At 52.8% G+C, this 21,537-nt stretch carries 18 protein-coding genes; 8 read left to right on the forward strand and 10 right to left on the reverse strand.

Annotation, left to right across the window (positions count from 1 at the left end; all coding sequences use genetic code 11):
* The first annotated feature begins 8 nt into the window (after window positions 1–8).
* The gene (locus SK33_RS18050) at window positions 9–1,262 is read left to right on the forward strand and encodes an MFS transporter (protein WP_003021333.1); all 1,254 of its coding nucleotides are present in this window, start codon (window positions 9–11) and stop codon (window positions 1,260–1,262) included.
* Window positions 1,263–1,290: 28 nt separating this feature from the next.
* Window positions 1,291–1,902, forward strand: coding sequence for a galactoside O-acetyltransferase (lacA, locus tag SK33_RS18055; protein WP_048219547.1), 612 nt, complete (start codon window positions 1,291–1,293; stop codon window positions 1,900–1,902).
* Between the two features lie 90 nt (window positions 1,903–1,992).
* Here the strand turns inward: lacA and prpE are convergent, their stop codons facing one another.
* From prpE to prpB, 4 genes are all read right to left on the reverse strand, one after another.
* Entirely contained in the window at window positions 1,993–3,879 is a 1,887-nt protein-coding gene (gene prpE, locus SK33_RS18060) for a propionate--CoA ligase (RefSeq protein ID WP_048219548.1), read from the reverse strand.
* Window positions 3,880–3,919: 40 nt separating this feature from the next.
* Window positions 3,920–5,371 carry a bifunctional 2-methylcitrate dehydratase/aconitate hydratase gene (locus SK33_RS18065; protein ID WP_048219551.1) on the reverse strand — a complete coding sequence of 484 codons (1,452 nt, stop codon included), beginning with the start codon at window positions 5,369–5,371 and terminating at the stop codon, window positions 3,920–3,922.
* A 40-nt stretch (window positions 5,372–5,411) separates the two neighbouring features.
* Window positions 5,412–6,581: a bifunctional 2-methylcitrate synthase/citrate synthase gene (gene prpC, locus SK33_RS18070; protein WP_003838667.1), complete on the reverse strand. Its 1,170-nt coding sequence runs from the start codon at window positions 6,579–6,581 to the stop codon at window positions 5,412–5,414.
* An 80-nt stretch (window positions 6,582–6,661) separates the two neighbouring features.
* A complete protein-coding gene (gene prpB / locus SK33_RS18075; RefSeq protein WP_003021316.1) occupies window positions 6,662–7,543 on the reverse strand; it encodes a methylisocitrate lyase in 882 nt (293 codons plus the stop codon).
* A 252-nt stretch (window positions 7,544–7,795) separates the two neighbouring features.
* Between prpB and prpR the strand changes: the two genes are divergently transcribed.
* The gene (prpR, locus tag SK33_RS18080) at window positions 7,796–9,406 is read left to right on the forward strand and encodes a propionate catabolism operon regulatory protein PrpR (RefSeq protein ID WP_048219553.1); all 1,611 of its coding nucleotides are present in this window, start codon (window positions 7,796–7,798) and stop codon (window positions 9,404–9,406) included.
* A 32-nt stretch (window positions 9,407–9,438) separates the two neighbouring features.
* On the opposite strand, the gene yahO is transcribed toward prpR, so the two are convergent.
* Entirely contained in the window at window positions 9,439–9,714 is a 276-nt protein-coding gene (gene yahO, locus SK33_RS18085; RefSeq protein ID WP_003021310.1) for a DUF1471 family periplasmic protein YahO, read from the reverse strand.
* A 269-nt stretch (window positions 9,715–9,983) separates the two neighbouring features.
* On the opposite strand from yahO, the gene SK33_RS18090 reads away from it, so the two are divergent.
* The 3 genes from SK33_RS18090 to SK33_RS18100 all read left to right on the forward strand — a co-directional run bounded on the left by SK33_RS18090 (window position 9,984) and on the right by SK33_RS18100 (window position 13,401).
* Window positions 9,984–10,616: a LysE family transporter gene (locus SK33_RS18090; protein WP_032948633.1), complete on the forward strand. Its 633-nt coding sequence runs from the start codon at window positions 9,984–9,986 to the stop codon at window positions 10,614–10,616.
* Between the two features lie 79 nt (window positions 10,617–10,695).
* The gene (locus tag SK33_RS18095; RefSeq protein ID WP_003021304.1) at window positions 10,696–12,084 is read left to right on the forward strand and encodes a diguanylate cyclase; all 1,389 of its coding nucleotides are present in this window, start codon (window positions 10,696–10,698) and stop codon (window positions 12,082–12,084) included.
* A gap of 219 nt (window positions 12,085–12,303) precedes the next feature.
* Window positions 12,304–13,401 (forward strand): 4Fe-4S binding protein, encoded by a 1,098-nt coding sequence (locus SK33_RS18100; protein WP_048219555.1) that lies wholly within the window; start codon window positions 12,304–12,306, stop codon window positions 13,399–13,401.
* 73 nt (window positions 13,402–13,474) lie between these two features.
* Here the strand turns inward: SK33_RS18100 and SK33_RS18105 are convergent, their stop codons facing one another.
* The 5 genes from SK33_RS18105 to SK33_RS18125 are packed head-to-tail and all read right to left on the reverse strand — an operon-like array spanning window position 13,475 to window position 18,220.
* The gene (locus tag SK33_RS18105; RefSeq protein WP_003021298.1) at window positions 13,475–14,368 is read right to left on the reverse strand and encodes a MurR/RpiR family transcriptional regulator; all 894 of its coding nucleotides are present in this window, start codon (window positions 14,366–14,368) and stop codon (window positions 13,475–13,477) included.
* A 2-nt stretch (window positions 14,369–14,370) separates the two neighbouring features.
* The gene (locus tag SK33_RS18110) at window positions 14,371–15,318 is read right to left on the reverse strand and encodes an ABC transporter substrate-binding protein (RefSeq protein ID WP_048219558.1); all 948 of its coding nucleotides are present in this window, start codon (window positions 15,316–15,318) and stop codon (window positions 14,371–14,373) included.
* A 15-nt stretch (window positions 15,319–15,333) separates the two neighbouring features.
* Window positions 15,334–16,386, reverse strand: coding sequence for a FecCD family ABC transporter permease (locus tag SK33_RS18115; protein WP_032948629.1), 1,053 nt, complete (start codon window positions 16,384–16,386; stop codon window positions 15,334–15,336).
* Window positions 16,383–17,396, reverse strand: coding sequence for a FecCD family ABC transporter permease (locus SK33_RS18120; RefSeq protein WP_003021289.1), 1,014 nt, complete (start codon window positions 17,394–17,396; stop codon window positions 16,383–16,385). Before SK33_RS18120 ends, SK33_RS18115 begins: the two co-directional genes overlap by 4 nt.
* Window positions 17,393–18,220, reverse strand: a complete 828-nt coding sequence (locus tag SK33_RS18125; protein WP_003021286.1) for an ABC transporter ATP-binding protein — start codon at window positions 18,218–18,220, stop codon at window positions 17,393–17,395. The genes SK33_RS18120 and SK33_RS18125 overlap by 4 nt, the downstream gene beginning before the upstream one ends.
* Window positions 18,221–18,666: 446 nt before the next feature.
* Between SK33_RS18125 and SK33_RS18130 the strand changes: the two genes are divergently transcribed.
* Together SK33_RS18130 and SK33_RS18135 are read left to right on the forward strand one after the other, a co-directional pair.
* The gene (locus SK33_RS18130; RefSeq protein ID WP_003021283.1) at window positions 18,667–20,829 is read left to right on the forward strand and encodes a TonB-dependent siderophore receptor; all 2,163 of its coding nucleotides are present in this window, start codon (window positions 18,667–18,669) and stop codon (window positions 20,827–20,829) included.
* A gap of 177 nt (window positions 20,830–21,006) precedes the next feature.
* Window positions 21,007–21,516, forward strand: coding sequence for a hypothetical protein (locus SK33_RS18135; RefSeq protein ID WP_226999280.1), 510 nt, complete (start codon window positions 21,007–21,009; stop codon window positions 21,514–21,516).
* The last annotated feature ends 21 nt before the right edge of the window (window positions 21,517–21,537 follow it).

Here is a 21,537-nt window from a genome sequence, read left to right on the forward strand (position 1 = left end):
AGTCTGTTATGTATTATTTAAAAAACACTAACTTTTGGATGTTCGGCTTTTTCTTCTTCTTTTACTTTTTTATTATGGGTGCGTATTTCCCCTTCTTCCCCATCTGGTTACACGAGGTAAACCATATCAGCAAAGGCGATACCGGCATCATCTTCGCCTGTATCTCACTGTTTTCTTTGTTATTCCAGCCAATTTTCGGACTGCTCTCCGACAAGCTTGGCCTGCGTAAACATCTGCTGTGGGTAATTACCGGCATGCTGGTAATGTTTGCCCCGTTCTTTATTTACGTTTTTGGTCCGTTATTACAAGTTAATATTTTACTGGGTTCAATTGTCGGTGGGATTTACCTTGGCTTTATTTACAATGCCGGCGCTCCGGCGATTGAAGCCTATATTGAAAAAGCCAGCCGCCGAAGCAACTTTGAATTTGGTCGCGCGCGCATGTTTGGGTGCGTGGGCTGGGCGCTGTGCGCCTCGATTGCCGGCATTATGTTCACCATCAATAACCAATTTGTCTTTTGGTTAGGCTCCGGCTGCGCGGTCATTTTGGCATTGCTGCTGTTATTTTCAAAAACAGATGCCCCCTCTTCTGCAAAAGTCGCGGATGCGGTAGGCGCCAATAACTCGGCATTCAGCCTGAAGCTGGCGCTGGAGTTATTTAAACAACCAAAACTTTGGTTCCTTTCCCTGTACGTAGTTGGCGTTTCCTGTACTTACGATGTGTTTGACCAGCAGTTCGCCAACTTCTTTACCTCGTTCTTTGCCACCGGCGAACAGGGCACCCGCGTGTTTGGCTACGTCACGACAATGGGAGAATTACTCAACGCCTCAATCATGTTCTTTGCGCCGCTGATTGTGAATCGCATCGGCGGGAAGAACGCCCTGCTGCTGGCAGGTACGATTATGTCGGTAAGGATTATTGGCTCCTCATTCGCCACTACTGCGCTGGAAGTCGTTATTCTCAAAACGTTGCATATGTTTGAGATACCGTTCCTGATCGTCGGTTGCTTCAAATACATCACCAGTCAGTTTGAAGTGCGTTTCTCGGCGACGATTTATCTGGTGTGTTTCTGCTTCTTCAAACAGTTAGCAATGATTTTCATGTCAGTTCTGGCCGGGAAAATGTATGAAAGTATTGGTTTCCAGGGAGCTTATCTGGTGCTGGGGATTATTGCGCTGAGCTTCACGTTGATTTCCGTATTTACCCTAAGTGGACCGGGGCCGTTTTCCCGCGTTTTCACCCCGGCAAGTAAACAAGTCTGAAGACAAATAACAAGAAGGAATATCTTCGATGAGCATGTCTATGAGAGACAGAATGAAAGCAGGCAAGCTGTTTACTGATATGTGCGAGGGGCTGCCGGAAGAGAGACTGCGCGGAAAGGAGTTAATGTATGAATTTAACCACACGCGTCCATCGGAGATTAAAAAGAGGGAAAAACTGATTCGTGAAATGTTTGCCACCGTGGGAGAGAATGCGTGGATCGAGCCTCCCATTTATTTCTCTTACGGCAGCAATATTCACATTGGCAAAAACTTCTACGCCAATTTTAACTTTACCATTGTGGATGATTACACGGTCACCATTGGCGATAACGTATTAATTGCGCCAAACGTCACTATCTCGGTAACAGGTCACCCTGTTCATCATGAATTAAGGAAATTCGGAGAGATGTTTTCCTTTCCGGTCACCATCGGCAATAACGTATGGATTGGCAGTAATGTGGTCATCAATCCTGGCGTAACGATTGGCGATAATTCCGTGATTGGCGCAGGGAGTGTCGTCACAAAAGACATTCCGGCAAATGTCGTGGCTGTGGGAGTTCCCTGTCGGGTTATCCGCGAGATAAATGACAGAGATAAGCAATATTATTATAAAAACTATAAATTAGAAGATGCTCTTTGATACTGGGCATAACGCCGGATGGTGCCGCATTGCGGCTTATCCGGCGACCAGGCCCGGTGAGCATCGCGCCACCGGGCCTGGTTATAACCGCTATTCCTCGATCGCCTGACGGATTTGCTGCAGCGACGCGGGATCGTCAATGGTCGTCAGATCGCCGGGATCGCGGCCTTCGCAGATCGCCTGGATCGTCCGTCTGAGCATTTTACCGGAACGTGTTTTCGGCAACTGCGACACAAACCAGACGTGTGCCGGACGGCCAAAGTTGCCAATCTGGCTGTCCACCAGCGCCATAATCGCCTTCTCTTCCGAATGTGCGATGTCACGATCTTCAAGGCTGTCGCTCTGTTTCGGAATAACAAACGCGACCGCTACCTGCCCTTTCAGCGCGTCCTTCACGCCGACTACCGCCACTTCGGCAACGTTCGGATAGCTGGAAATACTCTCCTCGATCTCGCGCGTCCCCAACCGGTGCCCTGCCACGTTTATCACGTCATCCGTACGCCCCAGAATGAAGTAATAGCCGTCAGCGTCACGAATGCCCCAGTCAAAGGTGGCGTACACCTGGCGAGAAAACAGCGACCAGTAGGTATTCACAAACCGCGCGTCATCGCCCCAGATGGTCTGGATACAGCCCGGCGGCAGCGGGCCTTCAATCACCAACATGCCCTTTTCGTTCGCCGCACAGGGTTCACCAGTGACTTCATTGAGCAGTTGTACGTTGTAGCCGTACATCGGCACCCCGGGACTGCCCAGACGCGATGGCCTGTCGTCCAGCCCGCGGGCAATCGCCATAATTGGCCAGCCGGATTCGGTCTGCCAGTAGTTATCGATAACCGGGACGCCCAGCGTTTCTGTTACCCAACTGGCGGTTGGTTCGTCCAGCGGTTCCCCCGCCAGATACAACACCTCCAGCGAGGAGAGATCGTGATTACGGATTTGCGCGGTCGGGAATTTCTTCAGCACGCGGATGGCGGTCGGGGCGGAGAACATCCGGCAGACCTGATATTTCTCAACAATTTTCCACCATACACCACAGTCCGGATACGTTGGCAGACCTTCGTAAACCACCGTCGCCATCCCCGCCAGCAGCGGGGCATACACGATATACGAATGCCCAACTACCCAGCCGATATCCGACGCGCAGAAGAACACGCCGCCCGCTTTACCGCCGAAAATGGTGTCCATCGAGGTCGCCAGCGCGACCGCATAGCCGCCAACGTCGCGCTGGACGCCTTTCGGTTTACCGGTTGTCCCGGAGGTGTAGAGAATGCAGGAGGTTTCGTTCGATTCCAGCCAGACAACTGGTACCCTCGTGCCGAGATGCTGTTGGCGCAGGGCGGCAAAGTCGAGGTCTCGCCCCTCGACCCGCGCCATTTTCGCCAGACCGCGGTCGACCAGCACCACATGACGCGGTCGGTGCTGCGCCTGTTCGATCGCATCATCGAGCAGCTTTTTATACGGCAGGATCTTGCCCCCGCGCGCCCCGGCATCCGCCGAGACGATAACCACCGGTCTGGCGTCGTCGATGCGCGCCGCCACGCTGTGCGAGGCGAAACCACCGAACACCACCGAATGAATTGCCCCAATGCGTGCGCAGGCCAGCAGCGTAATGTGCGCCTCGGCGATCATCGGCATATACACCAGCACCCGATCGCCACGCTGTACGCCCAGCGACAATAGCATCGCCGCCGCGACGTTCACTTCGTCATACAGCTGACGAAAGGTAAACGTGCGTTCTTCTTCGGTTTCTGATGACACAGCAATCAGCGCCAGCGCGTCAGGCTGTTTCTCCAGCCAGCGGTCGATGGCGTTATGGCACAGATTGGTCGTGCCGCCGCAAAACCAACGGGCAAACGGCGGGTTGCTGTGGTCCAGTACCTGCGTATACGGCTGCTGCCAGTCAATACGCTGGGCCTGCTCGGCCCAGAACGACTCCGGTTGCGTTATGGAACGTTGATAAAACTCGCTATAAGACATAATGCTCTCCTGTTGAACTTACGCCTTGCTGCACGCTGGTTTAAATAATGAAGAGATCCATATACTCATTGACCGGCATCTGCTCTAGGCGAGTTCTGTCCAGGGAGACATCCAGGATGCGCTGCTGCTGACGGGTCGGGAACTGACGCGCCAGGTTGATTTTGAACTTCTCGACCAGCTTCGGCATGCCGTCAGCACGACGACGCGCATGGCCGATTGGGTATTCCACTACCACTTCTTCAAAGCGTGAGCCGTCGGTGAATTCCAGAGTGATGGCGTTGGCGATGGCGCGTTTTTCAGGGTCGTGGTAATCGGCGGTAAAGGCCGGATCTTCGAAGCAGTTGATCTTCTCGCGCAGTGCGTCAATGCGTTTGTCCTGCGCCACGCCGTCTTCGTAATCTGCCGCCGTTAAGCGCCCGAACAGCAGCGGAATGGCCACCATATACTGGATACAGTGATCCCTGTCCGCCGGGTTATTCAGCGGGCCTTTTTTATCGATGATGCGGATACAGGCTTCGTGCGTACGAATGGTCACTTTTTCGATATCGGCAGCGGTCTTACCTGCGGCCTGTAACCGCTCGTACAGAGTCATGGCCGCTTCTACCGCGGTCTGCGAGTGGAACTCGGCCGGGAAGGAGATTTTAAACAGCACGTTTTCCATCACATAAGAGCCGTACGGGCGCTGGAAGCGGAACGATTCGCCTTTGAAAGAGACGTCGTAAAAGCCCCAGGTTTTCGCCGTCAGCGCAGACGGATACCCCATCTCACCGGTTTTCGCCATCAATGCCAGACGTACCGCGCGCGAGGTCGCATCGCCTGCGGCCCAGGATTTACGCGTGCCGGTATTTGGCGCATGGCGATAAGTACGCAGCGACTGGCCGTCGACCCACGCCAGCGACACGGCGTTGAGAATTTCATCCCGGTTCAGGCCAAGCATCTCAGCTACCACCGCCGTGGAGGCCACTTTTACCAGCAGGACGTGATCGAGACCAACACGGTTAAACGAGTTTTCCAGCGCGATACAGCCCTGAATCTCATGAGCTTTGATCATCCCGGTCAGCACCGTTTTCATGGTCAACGGCGCTTTCCCCACCGCCACCGCATTACGCGACAGCCAGTCAGCCGTGGCCAGAATACCGCCGAGGTTATCAGAAGGATGACCCCACTCAGCGGCAAGCCAGGTATCGTTGAAGTCCAGCCAGCGGATCATCGCACCGATGTTAAACGCCGCCTGCACCGGGTCGAGCTGGAACTGGGTGCCAGGTACGCGCACGCCGTTCGGTACCACTGTACCTGGGACGACCGGCCCCAGCAGTTTTTTACAGGCCGGATATTCCAGCGCTTCGAGGCCGCAGCCTAAGGTATCAAGCAGGCAATAATGCGCAGTGTCATACGCCACCTTCGAGGTGATCTCGTAGTTCATGACGTAATCAACGATATCAACGATTTCACGGTCAAATTCGGGGCGGACGTTCGAAATATGTGCGGACATAGGGTACATTTCCTGTTTTTTATCTTTAGAGGTTTTTGAATTAGCAACGTTTTTCAATCGGGACAAATTCGCGATCTTCCGGGCCGGTATAGTTGGCGGAAGGACGGATAATTTTGTTGTCCTGACGCTGTTCGATAATGTGCGCCGCCCAGCCGGTGACGCGGGCGATGACAAACAGCGGGGTGAACATTTCGGTGGGAACGCCCATCATGTTGTAAGAAACCGCCGAGAACCAGTCGAGGTTGGGGAACATCTTTTTTGTTTCCCACATTACGTCTTCCAGACGGTCAGCGATGTTGTACATTTTCAGCGAACCACCTTCCTGAGAAAGCTGTTTCGCCACGCGCTTGATCACCTGATGGCGCGGGTCGGCGATGGTGTAAACCGGATGGCCAAAGCCAATCACCACTTCTTTGTTTTCCACGCGTTTACGGATATCTGCTTCAGCTTCGTCCGGCGTTTCGTAGCGCTGTTGGATCTCCAGCGACACTTCATTCGCCCCGCCGTGTTTCGGTCCACGCAGTGCGCCAATCGCGCCGATAATCGCGGAATACATATCGGAGCCGGTCCCGGCAATCACGCGGCTGGTAAAGGTGGAGGCGTTAAATTCGTGCTCGGCGTACAGCACCAGCGAAATATGCATCGCTTTTTCCCAGCTTCGCGAAGGTTTTTCGCCATGCAGCAGGTGCAGGAAGTGACCGCCAATGGAATCATCGTCAGTTTCCGGCTGAATACGCTCGCCGTTATGGCTGTAGTGATACCAGTACAAAAGGATTGAACTGAGCGACGCCAGTAGCTTGTCGGCAATATCGCGCGCGCCGGAGACGGTATGACCTTCTTTTTCCGGCAGCGTACAGCCCAGCGCGGAGACGCCGGTGCGCATCACATCCATCGGATGCGAGGCAGCAGGCAGCGCTTCCAGCACGGTGCGTACGTTAGCAGGCAGTCCGCGCAGCGCTTTGAGTTTGCTTTTATAGGCGGTGAGTTCATCGCGGGTGGGTAATTTCCCGTGGATCAGCAGATGCGCGACTTCTTCAAATTCGCACTGCTGCGCCAGGTCGAGAATATCGTAGCCACGATAGTGCAGGTCGTTACCGCTTTTGCCTACGGTACACAGCGCGGTATTTCCGGCGGCAACGCCTGACAGCGCAACCGATTTTTTAGGTTTAATGACATGGGTACTATTTTGCAGGATCGTTGTGTCGCTCATGTTGTCCTCGTCATTTTTATAATATGTAGGGTACAAATTTATTGCCGGATGGCGGCTGTGCCTTATCCGGCCTACGACGGTTACTTTTTGCTATACAGCGCGTCGAGTTTCTCTTCGAACTGGTAATAATTGATGCTTTCGTACAGCTCGTTACGCGTCTGCATAATGTCGATCACGCTCTTTTGCGTTCCTTCCTGACGCAGCACGTTGTAAACCTTTTCCGCAGCGCGGTTCATAGCGCGGAAAGCCGACAGCGGATACAGCGCCATCGCGACGTTTGCACTGCGCAGTTCATCGGTGGTGAACAGCGGCGTAGCGCCAAATTCGGTAATGTTGGCAAGGATCGGCACCTGCACCGCGTCGGCAAACTGACGGTACATCGCAAGCTCGGTGATGGCTTCCGGAAACAGCATGTCCGCGCCTGCTTCGACGTACGCCTGGGCACGATCGATGGCTGCCTCTAACCCTTCCACCGCCAGCGCATCGGTCCGCGCCATGATGACAAAGTTGGGATCGGTACGTGCATCCACCGCGGCGCGGATCCTGTCGACCATCTCTTCTTTAGAGACGATCGCTTTGTTCGGGCGATGGCCGCAGCGCTTAGCGCCGATCTGATCTTCAATATGCAGCGCTGCAGCACCCGCTTTGGAAATCGACTTCACGGTACGCGCCACGTTGAAGGCTGACGATCCAAACCCGATATCCGCATCCACCAGCAAGGGCAGCGGGCAAACATCCGTAATGCGACGAATATCAGTCAGCACATCATCAAGGGTTGAAATACCAAGATCCGGCAGCCCCAGTGACCCCGCAGCGACGCCGCCGCCGGAGAGATAAATCGCCTGATACCCGGCACGTTGGGCCAGCAGAGCGTGATTGGCGTTGATGGTGCCCACGATTTGTAATGGATTTTCTTTGCTGAGCGCGGCGCGAAACGCCAGCCCTGGGGAGTGTAGAGACATATCCCGTCCTCTTGTTATCAACTTGTTAGCATTCGTTGATTTACTTAAAGCAAGGGGTATGCCAAAGACCTTAATTTTTAATTAATTTATACATTACCCTTAAAAAACAATATGTTAACATAAATTACTGTATCTTTGATGCACAAAAGCGTGTCAGCTATCGTTTCATGAAACGTTCCTTCATGTTTCATTGCAACATTTATGAAACACAACTAAACCCTAATACTCGGTTCCTTACTTTTTGGGTTAGTTATGGCTGATACGCATCTTCCACCGCGGGTGAACGACGACAAACCGGTTATCTGGACGGTTTCTGTCACGCGCCTGTTCGAACTGTTTCGCGACATCAGCCTGGAGTTCGACCACCTGGCGACCATCACCCCCATTCAGCTTGGTTTCGAAAAAGCGGTGGCGTATATCCGCAAAAAACTGGCTACCGAGCGTTGTGATGCCATTATTGCGGCGGGCTCCAACGGGGCGTATCTGAAAAGCCGTTTATCGATCCCGGTGATCCTGATTAAACCCAGCGGATTTGACGTGCTACAGGCGCTGGCAAAAGCAGGAAAGCTCACCTCGTCGATTGGCGTCATTACCTATCAGGAAACCATTCCTGCGCTTCTCGCCTTTCAAAAAACCTTTAATTTGCAGCTTGAACAGCGCAGCTATATCACCGAGGAAGATGCCCGCGGGCAAATCAACGAGCTGAAGGCTGGCGGCACGCAGGCGGTAGTTGGTGCGGGATTGATTACCGATCTGGCAGAAGAAGCAGGTATGACCGGCATCTTTATCTATTCGGCGGCCACCGTGCGCCAGGCCTTTGTCGATGCGCTTGATATGACCCGCCTGACGCTGCGTAGAAACGGTCAGTACGCTTCTGGCGATACGTTACGCACCCGCTACGCGCTCGGTGATATGCGCGGTCATTCTGCGCAGATGGAACAGGTGCGACACACCATTATGCTCTACGCCCGCTCGCGTGCGCCGGTGCTAATTCAGGGTGAAACCGGTACGGGCAAAGAGCTGGCGGCACAGGCCATTCACCGTGAGTTTTTCACTCGTCAGGAGAATCGGCGCGGTAAACCCTCGCCGCCGTTTGTTGCCGTCAACTGCGGAGCAATCACCGAATCATTGCTGGAAGCGGAGCTGTTCGGCTATGAAGATGGCGCCTTTACCGGCTCTCGTCGGGGAGGACGCGCGGGCCTGTTTGAAATTGCTCATGGCGGAACCCTTTTTCTTGATGAGATAGGCGAGATGCCGCTGCCGTTACAAACCCGGCTGCTGCGCGTACTGGAAGAAAAAGAGGTCACCCGAGTCGGTGGGCATCAGCCTATTCCGGTCGATGTCCGGGTGATTAGCGCCACACACTGTAATCTGGAGCAGGAGATGAAACAGGGGGAGTTTCGTACCGATCTGTTTTATCGCCTGAGCATTTTACGCCTCAAGCTGCCGCCGCTACGCGAGCGGTTGCCCGATATCCTGCCGCTGGCGGAAGGTTTTTTAAAACAGTCGCTGGCAGAACTGGATGTGCCGTTTTCTGAGCCAGTACGCAAGGGGCTGAGTTTAAGTCAGCCGACGTTACTGAATTATGGCTGGCCGGGGAATATCCGCGAACTGCGTAATATGATGGAGCGCCTGGCGCTATTTTTAAGCGTCGAGCCGCAGCCGGAGCTGAATGTGGATTTTTTACAACAGCTATTACCAGAACTGGCCATTGTTGCAAACTCACCACAATCATCGTCATTGCTGACGCCGCAGCAGGTGTTGGCACAATTCAATGGTGATAAAACCGCGGCGGCACGCTATCTCGGAATTAGCAGAACCACGTTCTGGCGCAGATTAAAAGAAAACCCGCCGGTACAATGACCGACGGGAATCGTGATTTTTACAGCAGCGTATTATTTTTTCTTGTAGATATTGGCTGTGCCATGGATTTTATTATCCGTTTGACCGGAAGTTAATACCACAACATCGGCACCTTTCTCTTCGGCTTTTTTCAGCAGTTCTTCTTTGGCATCTGCGACAGAAACTTCATTACTCGTTGAGATATCACCGATTTTTGTGTACTGCGACTCAACCTTTTCAAACTCAAGCTTTGTCATAAACTCCGCGGCATATGCGTTGGTCACGACAAAAGCTAACGCACCAATAAGTACTTTAATTCCAGTTTTCATAGACCAGCTCCAGGTTTTGTTATATATGCCATCATCGCCCCCTGAACATTCGACACGCGAGTCAAGGATGATTAATAAGTAGTTCAGGCTGATAAAAAGATCCAGAGCAGGCGGAAATATAAAGATATTTTGCTAATCGTTAAATACGCAAAACGCAGCGGCGCTGCGTTTTCAACGCGCAGTGTGAGTGAATACGCAGAATGACGTGGATACTAAAATTATAGTGTTAGCTGACCCTGCTTCCGCCCTCACTAATGGATACGTTGTCTATGGAACCTCTGCACGCCGTCATACTCACCGTCAGCCTGTTTGTTTTAACTTTTTTTAATCCCGGCGCGAATCTGTTTGTGGTGGTGCAAACCAGCCTGGCATCCGGACGACGCGCAGGTGTGATGACCGGTCTGGGGGTCGCCTTAGGTGATGCGTTTTACTCCGGCCTTGGGCTTTTTGGCATGGCAACGCTAATCACCCAGTGTGAAGAGATATTTTCATTGATTAAGATTGTCGGCGGCGTCTATCTGCTGTGGTTTGCCTGGAACAGCATCCGCCATCAGGCCACGCCACAAATGCCCACGCTACAGCAGCCGATTTCCGCCCCCTGGTATGTATTTTTCCGCCGAGGATTACTAACGGATTTATCGAACCCACAAACCGTACTGTTTTTTATTAGTATCTTCTCGGTCACCTTAAGCGCAGACACACCTACGTGGGCCAGGCTGATGGCCTGGGCAGGTATTGTATTGTCTTCCGTTATCTGGCGTATTTTTCTCAGCCAGGCATTTTCGTTACCCGCTGTACGCCGTGCATATGGCCGCATCCAACGCGTTGCCAGCCGAGTCATTGGCGCAATAATAGGTGTCTTCGCGCTCAGGCTTATTTATGAGGGTATTAGCCATCGATAAGAGAGTTTAACTTGACCATCGTGAGGTAATTGTCCGTAATACTGCCTGAATTTTTAATCGCACGTTGAGTGGCAGCGAGATGGAACAGATTGAACCGGAAAACGACACATTACTCCTTACAGAATGGCAGGCACTGATACGACAAACATCGCCTGACGTTCACACGCTCCTCACATCGTTAAGCGATGAAGAGATCCACCATTTAGTGACCGTTTTTTATGACTATATGCTCTCCCATGCCCAAAGTGCATTGTTCCTCAATACGGAACAGGTCAGTACCCGCCTCAGCGGCAGTATGTTTGACTGGTTACGCAGCGTGCTCGGCAGCGCGCACGAAGATCTCTCACAGTTGCTGGCCAAACAACGCAAAATTGGCGTAGTGCATGCCCGTATCGGTCTGCCCATCGATCTGGTGAACCGCGGTGCGCGTAAGCTCAAAGATGAGCTGTATCGGGTGTTGAAAACCAAAGCTGACGACTCGTCTTCCCTGCTGAGCAGGGCTATCTGTTTTAGCAGTCTGGCAATGGATACTGCGCTGGAGGCCATGACCGTCTCCTATTCCCCAAGCTACCAAAACTCCCTGCATACACAGGAACAGTATCGTCTGCAGACTATTTACGATGACGTTAACGTCGAGCGCGAACGGCAAATCCGTTCGTTTACCGACTGGGAAAACCAGTTTATCTATAACATTGCCACCGGAATGCCTTTCGGTGAAATGGTGTTTCTTGCGAACTCTGATTTTGGTATGTGGTTCTCACATAAGGGAAAACATATTCTTGGCAACAGCAATTTGCTCAAAGAAATGGAATCACTGATTGCAGAGATCGACACCCGTCTGACGACAACCCTGTCACCTCAGCATCAGCCGACAGAACCCGAGCGGATGAGCTTATTACAGGATGTTCGCCAGCTGTCGGCAAAAATCCATTTCCTGCTCGCTTCAATGTTTGAGGCGCTGGTTAAGCAGGAAAATGGTAAAGATTCGTTGACCCAGTTGCTTAATCGCCGCTTTATTCCGACCATCATGCGACGTGAAATCTCGCTGGCGTTACATGCGCGTAAGCCTTTTAGCCTGGCGATGCTGGATATCGACTACTTCAAGCAAATTAACGATAACTTCGGGCATAATACCGGCGATCTGACACTCAAAAATGTCGCAGCGGTCATTCATGATCATATCCGTAGCAGCGATTACGTGTTCCGCTACGGTGGTGAAGAATTTATGATTCTGCTCGTCGAGTCAGATGAATCGCAGGCCAGTATTATTCTGGAAACGCTGCGCATGAAAATTGCAGGGATGCGCATGGCAGCCTCTGCGACAGAAACGTTTTCTATTACCGTCAGTATCGGTATTGCCGAATATGATTATCATCCCGACTACAAACAGCTGGTTGATAAAGCCGATCGCGCACTTTATCTGGCAAAAAGTAATGGTCGCGACCGCGTTGAGATTTATCAGGAATAACCATTGCCTTGCAGAGAAATAAATACCCCGTTCAGGGTATTTATCTGGCTTGCGATAAATATCGAGCTGTTATTTTTATTCAAGTATATTTGCATGATGAAAATAACAGCCACGTAATAAGATGCAAATCAAATACACCAAATCTAAATGGCGCTAGCATATCCCGGTGATAACGCCTTCTGAATGCAGAAGGGGAAATATGAGGGATAGTATAAAATCATGAATGGGAAGAAGAGAACGCGCTGGCAGCGCCGTCCTGGCACGATCGGAGGCAAACTGCCGTGGAATGACTGGCGCAATGCCAGCAGCTGGCGAAAAGCCACCCAGTTTCTCCTGCTGACTATTAATATTTATATTGGCGTAACGTTCTATTACTGGGTCCGCTATTTCGAAACCGCCGGCACCAGCGTCTATATTCCAAGGCCTGGTGGTATTGAGGGATGGCTACCGATCGCGGGTTTGATGAATATCCGCTATACGCTGGAAACTGGTTTTCTTCCTCCCATCCATGCCGCCTCCATGCTACTGTTAGTTGCGTTTATCCTGATTAGTCTGTTGTTAAAAAAAGCCTTCTGTTCGTGGTTATGTCCGGTGGGCACACTGTCCGAACTGCTCGGCAATCTGGGGAAAAAAGTCTTTGGTCGCAACTTCACGCTGCCGCGCTGGCTGGATATGCCGCTGCTCAGTCTGAAGTATCTGTTGCTGAGTTTCTTTTTATATATTGCCCTGTCGATGCCTGCACAGGGGATTCAGTATTTTCTAATGTCGGCCTATGGCATGATTATCGACGTGAAGATGCTCGATTTCTTTCGCCATATTGGCCCCGCTACGCTCATCTTTGTTGTCGTTATCAGCGTCCTGAGCCTGTTTATTCGCAATGCCTGGTGCCGCTATCTGTGCCCTTATGGCGCGCTGCTCGGCCTGTTCTCGCTATTCTCGCCGTTTAAAATCCGCCGTAACGCAGACAGTTGCATCGACTGCGGAAAATGCGCGAAAAACTGCCCGTCGAATATCCCGGTCGACAGACTGATTAAGGTGCGTACCGTGGAATGCACTGGCTGCATGACCTGCGTTGAATCCTGCCCGGTAGCCTCAACGCTGAGCTTTTCACTGCAGACTCCGCCTGGCGCACAAGGCAACGGTGGTAAATCGTTATGGCGTCAGAGGACGATGTCAGGTGTTGCCATGGCGCTACTGGTGCTTGGTATTCTGTTTGCCGCCGTAGGTTATGCGGTGTACGCCAACGTCTGGCAGACGCCGGTGCCGGATCATATGTATTTCCAGTTGATCCCGAAGGCCAGAATGATCGGCCATTAATGGTTTGAACTGTCTGCATTTATGCCGGGTGGCGACAACACCCTACCCGGCCTACACAGCGGATATCACCGGTTTATTTCTTCGCCCCGGATTTACCAATGCCCCGATACAGTTCGTTAATCCGCTTCACGGATTTAATTGATCGCTGCGGCGCAGTGGAAGCGACAGACAGCACAATCATTTCCAGACACACCAGCACCGTACCGTGGAGCGGCATTTTCCCATTCTCGCCGCCGCGCGGCACGTTAATCACCACATCCGCTTCTTTACTAAAACGGGAGTCCAGCGCGTTCGTCAGTAAAATAACCGGGACACCCAACCGCCTGGCCTCGCGAATGGTCGTCAGCCCTTCCCGGTGCGGAGATTTCTGCGCCATCATGATCAGCACATCTCCACGCTGCAATGCGATCAGTTGCTCCGCGAGGTTAATCCCGGTGCGATTAAATGCTACCGCAGGCAGGCCAATACGGCTGAGCAGACGAACGGTATAATCCGCCAATACGCCGGATGCGCCAATACCAAAAATTCCCACCTGACGGGCTTCTACCAGTAATGCCACCGCCTGGGCAATTGCATAGCGGTTTTGCGGTGTAGAAAGCGCTTCACAGGTACGCTGATGCCCCTGCAAGACAAAATCAATACTGGAATTAACATCGCAAGAGAGCGTATTCACCGTGGTGGTCATCTTCTCTTCTGAGGTCACGCCAGGGCCAAACCAGTGTTCAATGGTCTGCTTTAAATCGCGCAACCCGGCAAACCCCAGCGCCTGAATTGCCCTGACCACCGTCGCGTCAGATGTTTGCGTGGCGGCAGCGATTTCTATCGCTGTAAACTCCAGCACCACTTCGCGGTTTTCGTTGATATAACGCGCCACGGCCTGCATACGTGGCGAGAGTAAATGCGCCCGGGCGCGAAAACGGTCACCATAGACATCAATACGGTTTTTGGCTTTTTTCGCCGTCAGCATGGTTATTTAGCCTCCGGTAGCCATCGTCCGGCGATGTGCGTTTGCACCTGCGCCACCATCAGACTGAGCGAGGCATAGGAATTAGATATCGCCTCTTCACGGGAGAGTAAAACGTAATGTCCGCGCTGGCAGGCGGTCAGGAACTCACACCAGCCAGGCATCACCGCATCCATCGCCGCGATTTCATCCTGCGGTTTACCGCCGGTATCGCCACGCCAGGTCGCGAAGACAAAATCGGCATCCAGTTCAGGCAGACGTTCCGCACTGACATCAATGCGCCCACCCGGCGGAATACTGTCGATAATCTTCGGGAAAGTGAAACCAGCATCGCGTAAAACTCGCCCCAGGGAATGATAGGTGTGCAACGCATTGATTTTGCCCTGATTGGCCTGTATTACCGCCACAGAGATGTGCTGCGTATCGACCGTCCGCTTGAGCTGGGCTATTTCTTCACGGTAGCGCCGTTCCAGCAATGCCAGCCGGTTCTGCGTACCGGTAAGCTGCGCCAGCTTGCGGTAGATTTCCGGCGCACCGCCATCAAGATGATCGATGCTGACCGTCGGCGCTATTTTTTCCAGTTGCTCAATCGGCGTGTTACGGCTGGGTTCGGTGATAATTAAATCCGGTTTTGCCGCCACAATGGCTTCAATATCAATGTCTGCCGTACCGATATACGTCATGTTCGAATTATCAAAATCCACGCCGGTCAGCAGCACGCCGGAGCGTAAAAAATTGCTGCCATCCGGGCGCGTTCGGCCATGACTGGCCACCGGAGGCACGCCAAGTTCGATCAGCGGAATAGTGATGTCGAGATCGTGCAATGACACAATACGCTGCGGATGCAGCGGCACGTTCACCACTCGCCCGAGATCGTCAGTAAATGACTGAACAGGCTCCGCCGCCTGGACGGTGCAGCCGACCAGCAGCAGCAATGAAAAGATTAAACGCATATACCCTCTTAACAATTACAAACGATCCCGGCGACGCCAGAGCAACAGCAAAAAGAACGGTCCACCGACCAGGGCAATGACGATCCCGGCGGGGATTTGCAGTGGTGCAAACGCCAGACGACCCACGGTATCGGTGACCAGCACCAGCAACGCACCGATCAACGCACTTCCCCACAGCAGCGCTGTTTGTCCGCCACGCAGCCAGAATCGTGCCATGTGTGGCGCCATCAACCCGACAAAACCGAGGCTGCCCACGCAGGCAACACTGGCGGCGGTGAGTACAACCGGCGCGAGAAAACGCAACAACGCCAGTCGGGGTAAATGGACTCCTAGCCCCGTTGCCGTCGCATTGCCAAGTAGCGCCACATCCGAAGCGCGCGCCGTGGCAAATAAGATGATGGCCGCAGGCAACGTCCAGACCAGTGCCACCAGCAGCAGTGGCCAGGTGGCGGCATGAAGGCTCCCCGCCAGCCAGACCAGTGCAGTCTGTACGTCACGGACATCGGCGGTGGTCATAAATACGCCCATTCCCGCGGCAAAGAACCACGACACGCCAATGCCTATCAACACAAAGCGAGGCCGGGAGAAATCACGGGCCAGCAGCATCACCAGTGTGGCGACCAGTGCGCCGCCGGCCATTCCCGCCAGGGGCCGCCAAACCAGACTTGCTGACGGGAAAAGCAGCACCAGGGCCAGTACCACCACGCAACTCCCTTCTTTGACACCGATGAGCCCGGGATCGGCCAACCCGTTGCGGGTGATAGATTGCATCGCCGCCCCTGCCAATCCGAGCATCGCCCCGCACAGAAGCGCCATCAGCAGTCGAGGCAGTCGTACATCCCAAACGACATACTGTTGCTGAGCCGTCAACGCCTGAGGGTCAAACACCGCCCGTCCGATAGCGGAAGCCGGAACCGGGAGCGACCCCTGCATCACGCCAAACAGCAGTAATGCGATTGCCAGCACCGTCAGGCTGAGGCTGTACAGCACGGTTTTGGGACGAATGACACGAGAAAATCCACCCACCCGCCATGCACGAAGCCCTGCACGTTGCAGCATATCGTTCATTTCAAAAACCTCGACGCAATGAAAATAAACGCCGGTGCGCCCACCAGGGCGGTCATGATCCCTGTAGCCAGCTCCTGCGGAGCCAGCACCGTGCGGGCGGCAATATCCGCCAGCAGCAGCAGCGCCGCGCCCAGCAATGCCGACGTCGGTAGCATCTGACGAATATCTTTTGTTACCAGACGGCGGGTAACGTTAGGCACTAACAGGCCGATAAATCCCAGCGGCCCCACGACAGAAACTGCCGCACCGCACAACAGCGCAATGGCGATCATCGCCAGCAAGCGTATGCGCAGAATGTTCACCCCTAACCCACAGGCCATACGGTCGCCGAGAGCCAGAATATTCAGGCCCGGCGCGATAGCGATCGCCAGCACCATACCGGCAAGCGACGGGGGAACGGCACTTTTGACACTTTCCCAACGCAGACCCGCGAGATCACCCACCAGCCAGGTGCGCATTGCCAACAGGGTTTGTTCATCCAGAATCAGGATGGCCGCAGTAAGCGATGACACCATGGCCGACAGCGCCACGCCGCACAGCGTGACCTTCAGCGGCGTTAAGCCACCGCGCCCGGCAGATGCAAGCGCCATCACCAACGAAAAGAGTGCCGCAGCACCGCCTGCCGCCAGCAATGGCTGGCTTACCCCCGTCACGCCAAGCGCGGTGCACAACACAACGACAAACGCCGCACCGGCATTCAGCCCCAGAATATGCGGTTCTCCCAGCGGATTACGAATCAACGCCTGCAACAGAACCCCCGCAACACCTAACGCCGCGCCGACCAGCATCGCCGCCGTCATGCGCAGCAGACGTAAGGAGACAATAATCCGGTGGTCGAAATTTTTCGCGTCAAAGTGGAACAGCGCCTGCACGACGGTCTGCGGGCTGATAGTGCGTGCGCCCACACCCAGATGCACCACTGCCAGAACACACAACAGCAGCGTTAACACGGGGAACGCCAGCATAATCCGGCCACGGCGACGAGCCAGTGTGCTTGCCATGACCGTCATTGCTCTTGCCCGCCCGGCGCGCGGAACGGCATAAAGAACGGTTTGCCGGTGAGAGGATTCACCGACATCTGCACGTCGACGTCAAACACGTGCTTAATCAACTCGGGCGTGCAGTTTTCGCCATCATGCACGACGCCCTGCAACGTCCCCTGTTTGAGGAACACCAGCATGTCCCCGTAATTCACGGCAAAATTCAGGTCATGCAGGACCACAACCACAGTACGGCCATGATGGCGAGTCAGTGAATGCAACAGTTCGAGGATCTCCACCTGATAGCGCAGATCGAGAAACGTAGTCGGCTCATCCAACAAGATGACCGGCGTTTGCTGTGCCAGCGCCATCGCAATCCAGCAGCGCTGACGTTGCCCACCGGAAAGGCTCTCTACCGGCAAATGCGCAAAATCAGCAGTTCCGGTTAACTGGAGTGCCTGCTCCACGGCGCGTTCGTCATCGTCCGTCCATTGCGAAAGCATGTTCTGCCAGGGAAAACGCCCACGCGATACCAGTTCGAAAACGGTAAGTCCTTCGGGCACCAATGGGGATTGCGGCAGGATGCCGAGCTGGCGTGAAACCGCTTTGGTAGGCTGTTGATAAATGGCTTTGCCATCCAGCAATACGCTGCCGCCGTGCGGTTTCAACATACGGGCGATAGTGCTTAACAACGTTGATTTACCCGAGCCGTTCGCCCCCACCAGTACCGTCATTTTGCCTTGCGGAATAGTGAGACAGATATCGTGGACAATGGTGTTATGGCGATAACCCGCAGAAAGCTGTTGTAGTTCAATGCCCGTTCTGTGGGCGGTATTTTCCACATGCTGTGGCATGTTCACTCCTGCGCCGCCGCATGGCAAAGCCTGCATGAGTAACTCCCTAAATAAAAATAAAACTCATTCTCTTTGTGATCTTGCTGGCTTGCACTGTAGTAGTCAAGCAATTACACCCTGTAGTTACATCACCTGTCGCCAACAACTAAAGCACAAATAAAAAACGCTAAAAAATCAATAAAAACCATTCTTTTTCAATACATTGAAAATTAAATACCCTTAAAAAAACGACGGTTAAATTGCGTCAAATCGCTTGTAGTTTCTTTTTCATTTTTACGTTTACTACTACAAACACCCATGATTGAATGATTCTCAATTACACGTCTGACGCCAGTAACGCTGGCTTACAGATGGATAAATGCAGGGCTGGCAAGCCGGGCAATGAATTGAATCAACTTGTTTCCCTGCCCATTTTTGGCAGGGTCTTTTGCGGAATAAATAAAATAATGGCTGAGTTAACGACTTACTTTTCGGGGATGAAAGGGCGGGCATTGTGCTCTGCTCTCTTTCTGGGCATGACAACAACACCTGCGGTATTTGCAGCGGAGAAAGAGACGACTCCGCCTAAAGGAGAAGATACCATCACCGTTCGGGCAGATGCATCGTCTGCCGATCAGGCCGTAACATCGGGTTATCAACCGCTGAGTTCGTCCACCGCGACGCTGACATCCATGCCATTGTTGGATATCCCACAAGTGGTGAACACTGTCAGCGATAAAGTTCTGGAAGATCAGCATGTCACGACGCTGGACGAAGCGCTGTATAACGTTAGTAACGTCGTGCAAACCAACACATTAGGTGGCACACAGGATGCGTTTGTCCGCCGTGGCTTCGGCGCAAACCGTGACGGCTCGGTGATGACCAATGGTCTGAAAACCGTGTTGCCGCGCAGCTTTAACGCCGCCACCTCACGCGTGGAGGTGCTGAAAGGCCCGGCCTCAACCCTGTATGGGATTCTCGATCCCGGCGGCCTGATTAATGTCGTCACCAAACGTCCGGAAACGCAGTTTGGCGGGTCGATTTCAGTAACCTCCAGCAGCTTTGGCGGCGGCACAGGGCAGTTTGACGTGACCGGGCCGATTGAAGGCACTCAGTTAGCCTATCGCCTGATTGGCGAATATCAGCATGAGGATTACTGGCGTAACTTCGGCACCTATCAGAGCAGCTTCATCTCCCCGTCCCTTACCTGGTTTGGCGACAAGGCCACCGTCAACGTGCTCTATTCACATCGCGACTATAAAGCCCCGTTCGATCGCGGCACCATTTTCGATCTCAACACCAAACACGCGGTGAATGTGGATCGCAAAACCCGTTTTGATGAGCCGTTTAATATCACCGATGGCGAATCGGATCTGGCGCAGCTGAATGCCGAATACCGTTTCAACAGCGAATGGACAGCGAAATTCGACTACAGCTTTAGTCAGGATAAATACAGCGATAATCAGGCTCGCGTGATGGCTTATGATTCTGCAAGCGGAAATCTGACCCGCCGTGTTGATGCCACTCAAGGTTCCACCCAGCGCATGCACGCCACACGTGCCGATTTACAGGGCAACGTCGATATCGCTGGCTTTTATAACGAGATCCTCACCGGCATCTCTTATGAGAACTACGATCTGCTACGCACCGACATGATCCGCTGCAAGAACGTAAAAGGGTTCAATATTTATAATCCTGTCTACGGTACGTTGGGTAAATGTACTAACGTTTCTGCCGCTGATAGCGATCAGACTATTCAACAAGAGAGCTATTCTGCGTATGTGCAGGACGCGCTGTACCTGACCGATAAATGGATCGCCGTCGCCGGGATGCGTTATCAGTACTACACCGAATACGCTGGCAAAGGCCGTCCGTTCAACGTCAACACCGACAGTACCGACCAACAGTGGGTGCCCAAATTCGGTATGGTGTACAAACTGACGCCGTCGGTATCGCTGTTCGGTAACGTGTCGCGATCCTTCATGCCGCAATATTCTATCGCCAGTTATATTGGCGAATTGCCACCTGAAACCTCAACGGCTTATGAAGTGGGGGCAAAATTCGATATCTTTGACGGTATCACCGCCAATATTGCCCTGTTTGATATTGATAAACGCAATGTGCTGTACAACGAAATGATCAATGGCGAAACTGTGGCGAAAACTGCGGGTCGCGTGCGTTCACAAGGTGTGGAAGTGGATGTCGCCGGTTCGTTGACCACCAACACCAATATCATCGCCAGTTACGGTTATACCGCCGCGAAAGTGACGGAAGATCCTGATTACAAAGGTAAGTCGCTGCCTAATGTACCGAAGCATACCGGCTCATTATTCCTCACCTACGATATTCAGAATGCCTTTATGGGCAATATCCTGACGATTGGCGGTGGGGGTCATGGGGTGAGCCGCCGTTCCGCAACCAATGGCGCAGACTATTATCTGCCGGGCTATTTTGTCGCCGATGCCTTTGCCGCTTATAAAATGAAGCTGCAGTATCCGGTCACATTGCAGCTCAATGTGAAAAACCTGTTTGATAAGACCTATTACACTTCATCCATTGCCACCAATAATCTGGGTAATCAGATTGGCGACCCACGAGAAGTGCAGTTCACGGTGAAAATGGAATTCTGATCCTCTTCATCCATTAACCCTGCCAATTCTGGCAGGGTTTCCCGTCTGTCCTGCCATTTTAAGACAATTGAACTTGTGCCATCGTGCTCTCGTTTATACAACCTTAAATATCATCCGTAATAATTTTTCTATTTTATTATGGGCGACTGGGATCAAAATAATGAACGGGATAACATCATGACTAAAATAAAACTGGCACTGCTATTACCTCTGTTTCTGGCAGGTTGTACGATGAGTGACGGGGAATTAAGAAACGCTTACGCTCAGCATTATCAGCAACCTACCGCCTATGTAGATGCTTATAAACAGAAAATAGCCAGTATGGATATTCATGCGCTGGCCCAATATGCCGCCGCAGAAGATAAGAAAAAAATGCGTGGGCAGCCAAGACTGAAAATCGACGAATTTATTACCATTGAGAACGTACAGGCGAAAGGAAATCGGGTGGTCTACGATTACTCACTGTCCGAAAACTGGCTGGCGCTTTCCGCAGATAAACAGCGCGAGAAGCAGACCAATATGAATAAAGACCTGATCTACCGTACCTGCTCGCTGGAAACGGTACGTCTGGCGCAGGCAAAAGGGCTGGAAGAAGAGCATAACTATTACAGTCAGTACCCAGACAAAGTCTCCTTTACTCTGAGAACCAGCGCGCAGATTTGTATGCAAAACGGTTTTACACAATAACCGCAATCCACTATGCCTGAT

It is taken from the genome of Citrobacter sp. MGH103, from assembly GCF_001034475.2.
Lineage (GTDB): Bacteria > Pseudomonadota > Gammaproteobacteria > Enterobacterales > Enterobacteriaceae > Citrobacter > Citrobacter freundii.